Origin of the sequence: Microcystis sp. M31BS1, assembly GCF_020245285.1 — a bacterium.
Lineage (GTDB): Bacteria > Cyanobacteriota > Cyanobacteriia > Cyanobacteriales > Microcystaceae > Microcystis > Microcystis panniformis.
Map to the genome: position 1 here is coordinate 1 of NZ_JADBVE010000201.1, position 3166 is coordinate 3166.

Consider the following 3166-nt stretch of genomic DNA (forward strand, 5'->3'; position numbering starts at 1 on the left):
ACTTTGGTTAACCTATCAAGCACGCTTACACGGAGAGGAGAGTTGTGAAAGTTTTTTGGAAGAACATGAATGGCAATCTTTGTGTGCCACTATTCATAAAAAGAGTCCGCCACCTGAAAAGCCGCCCTCCTTTAGGGAAGCAGTCAGAATGATTGCTTCTCTTGGGGGTTTTTTAGGTAGAAAAGGTGACGGTGAACCAGGTGTTAAAACTATTTGGTTGGGACTGCGAAGGTAACATGATATCAGCCAGACTTGGAAACTATCTCATCAAATTGGTCCCCCTATAGAACCCCCTTGAGCCATATTGCACACTTTTCTCTTTTTGTCAAATTTTATGTTAAGAAAGATGTGACTAATGGATAGCTTGATAAGGGGGGTGCCGATAGGCGGGGGGATCTACCCTTGATAAGGGGGGTGCCGATAGGCGGGGGGATCTACCCTTGATAAGGGGGTGCCGATAGGCGGGGGGATCTACCCTTGATAAGGGGGGTGCCGATAGGCGGGGGGATCTACCCTTGATAAGGGGGGTGCCGATAGGCGGGGGGATCTACCCTTAATAAGGGGGGCATCTGAAAGTTTTCAATACCTACCTATGTGCGATTAATTGTGTCTAGCTACTCAAAAAAGGGGTTTTATTTGGTTTCTGGGGCAGGATTTTGCAGATTTTCTATTTGTTCCCTTTGCTTGCGTTTAAACTCCTCGGCCGCGTCGTTGATATTATTGAGGGTGTCTTCCTGAAATTCCGATCCGTCCCGGCTACGGCGAAAATTACTATTATGAATCAAGTCTAGAGGATTAAAACCACCGAGACTATCCCTGCCATCGGAACTACGTTCATTTTTTTGATAATCCGGCTGACTGGGGTTCAAGCTTTGAGCTAACACTTGCGGATTAAAATCAGTCCCGACTAATAAAATAGTAGCTAGAAATAAAGACGATTTGATCAACATTTTTTGAGTATTCATAATCTAACTAACTCCTCAGAAAATTATCTTGTTTTTGGTCGTGAGAAATTTACAAGCTTTTCAGTGAACAGTAAACTAATAACTGGTAACTGATAACTGATAACTGGTAACTGATAACTGATAACTGGTAACTGATTTAAGCAAAACGACGACGAAGTAAGGGCTGAATTGCTAAAAGGATTAGCAGATCAAAAGCTAAGAGCAAGGCTAAAACTGTCAAGAAAGTGAGGTCAAGCCAAGGGGTTTGTAAGACTATGCTATCAAAAGACCAGTGCTGATTGAAATAAATATAACGGATCGGTTCGATCGCATAGGTGAGAGGGTTGAGACTAGCGATTACTTTTAACCAATCTGCCATAAAGTTTAAGGGAGCGAGGGCGGTACTGGCAAATAAAAGCGGTAAATTGGTGACGAAAATGACGGCGATTAATTCGATATGTCCGGGGAGAGCAAAGGTTAAACTGAGACTTAAGGCAGTCATCCCCAAAACGATTAGGAACACAATCAAAGCGATCGCACCTAATCCGGCTAAACTAGGCCATCCAGCCCCTAAAAAGGCACTAGCGGCCACGATCGAGGCGGTTTGGATGAAACTGAGGGCGATAATATAGATGGTAGAAGCGGCCACGATCGAGTAACGAGTGGTTAAAGGTGCTACCAAGAGACGGTTAAGAAAGCCAAATTCTCGATCGAACATTACCGGCAAACCGGCATTTAAGGCCCCGGAAAAAGCGGTAAAGACAATCACTCCGGGGGCGAGAAATTTAGCATAACTGAGATCGTTGCCGAATAGACCCTGGGGGGCATTATAAAATAAAGCTCCAAATAAAATCAGCCACATAAATGGCTGAATTACCCCCGCGATTAGGGTTGAAGGACGACGTTGTAATTGGATGAACAGACGTTTAGTCATGGCCAGAGTTTCTTGCAGAAATTCCCCTAGCACATTTCCCCCATCGTCCACCGTTGCTGCTCTAGTGGGATTGGGGGCTAAACTAGCTTTTAAGGAAGAAGGTGTGATGGTTTGGCTCATGAAATATTTACCTCTAATGCAGTCTTAACGGGTAATTTAGATAGTCAACAGTTTATCAGTGATCAGATGGCTCTCTTGGGGTTCCGGTGAGGGGCAAATCCTCTCGAAAAAAAGGCTTACACTCTACCACTTCTCCACTATACAAGGGGCGTAAGCCCTGGGGGAGAGGAATATCAATTTTTATTAAATTGTAGCTTTTGATACAACGCGGGGGTGGGAAGTGTGTATCCTAGAAGAGTGAATGAAGAGGTGTAAGAAGCCCAGATGATAAAAATACGACAACTCGGCATTGTATCCGGAGTCGCTCTTGCGGCTTTGGTGACGGCTGGTGCAGCACAAGCCGCTTGCTTTGGTGGTAGTCCCTCAATCTGCTTGAATCTGAATCTTGAATCTTCAGCAAGCCTGCTCTCCAACAATTCGGCTTTAACAACCGCAAGATTCGGCTTCTCACGTACGATCACTTGGAAGGCGATCGATTCTACTGCTACAGTCGCTGCCCGGAAGGCGATTGTAGGTCGCCCTAAAATGCCAGGGTGACTGACAGTGCCTTCGCATCCAGTCAGTGTTCCAGAATCCACGCCCAGCTTTTTTGTTTGTATCACACTTAGCGGTTTAGTGCTAGGGAGTGCTGTTAGGCTTACTGGGGGCGGCACCGACACTTAAGCGCCATAGAAAACGCGTTTCTCAAAGAAACCCGTTTTCTAGAATACAGGTTTCCTCTCTCTTTTTTTGGTTTTTCGATACCTTGGAGAAGTCAGACCTTACACTTCATACTTCATCGGGGTTAATTCCAAGCGCTCTGAGCCTTTCAGCCAGCCGGATGGCTTTTTGTTCAGCCTCTTGTTTCGCCAAGCGTTCTTGAGCAGCGATCGCCTCAGCCTCTTGTTTCGCCAGCCGTTCTTGAGCAGCGATCGCCTCTGCGTTCATCGCTCTTTCCTCAGCCGTTAGATAGCGATTTCCCGACTGGTCATACCAGTATAACCATTCCCGATACCAGGCAATATGTTCTCCTTTTTCGTAACCCAGCGCCAAGCCAATTTCTGGCAACCAAACTCGATTATTCTCACTCTCTAGAAGTTGATATTTTCCTGAGATTAATTTATATACTTCTAATCTTTGTCGGTTTTTAAATCTTCCTCTTCTGCCACTGAAAGGATTGTAGATTACA

The 3166-nt window shown here is 45.3% G+C and carries 3 protein-coding genes and 2 pseudogenes; 1 reads left to right on the plus strand and 4 read right to left on the minus strand.

Going from position 1 to position 3166, the window contains the following annotated elements; all coding sequences use genetic code 11:
* Positions 1-298: pseudogene (locus IM509_RS11800) on the plus strand (IS4 family transposase); the annotation flags it as partial.
* A 334-nt stretch (positions 299-632) separates the two neighbouring features.
* On the opposite strand, the gene IM509_RS11805 reads toward IM509_RS11800, so the two are convergent.
* The 4 genes and pseudogenes from IM509_RS11805 to IM509_RS11820 all read right to left on the minus strand — a co-directional run.
* Complete coding sequence (locus IM509_RS11805) at positions 633-965, minus strand: hypothetical protein (protein WP_052277045.1); 333 nt, start codon at positions 963-965, stop codon at positions 633-635.
* 136 nt (positions 966-1101) lie between these two features.
* Positions 1102-1998 (minus strand): ABC transporter permease, encoded by an 897-nt coding sequence (locus tag IM509_RS11810; RefSeq protein WP_052277046.1) that lies wholly within the window; start codon positions 1996-1998, stop codon positions 1102-1104.
* 173 nt (positions 1999-2171) lie between these two features.
* Positions 2172-2600: a hypothetical protein gene (locus IM509_RS11815; RefSeq protein ID WP_158499356.1), complete on the minus strand. Its 429-nt coding sequence runs from the start codon at positions 2598-2600 to the stop codon at positions 2172-2174.
* A 166-nt stretch (positions 2601-2766) separates the two neighbouring features.
* Positions 2767-3166 (minus strand): annotated as a pseudogene (locus IM509_RS11820) (Uma2 family endonuclease); the annotation flags it as partial.

What these genes read in the sequence shown, in the direction of transcription:
- IM509_RS11805 (WP_052277045.1), bottom strand. Translation starts at nt 965, where the DNA reads ATGAATACTCAAAAAATGTTGATCAAATCGTCTTTATTTCTAGCTACT.
- IM509_RS11810 (WP_052277046.1), bottom strand. Translation starts at nt 1,998, where the DNA reads ATGAGCCAAACCATCACACCTTCTTCCTTAAAAGCTAGTTTAGCCCCC.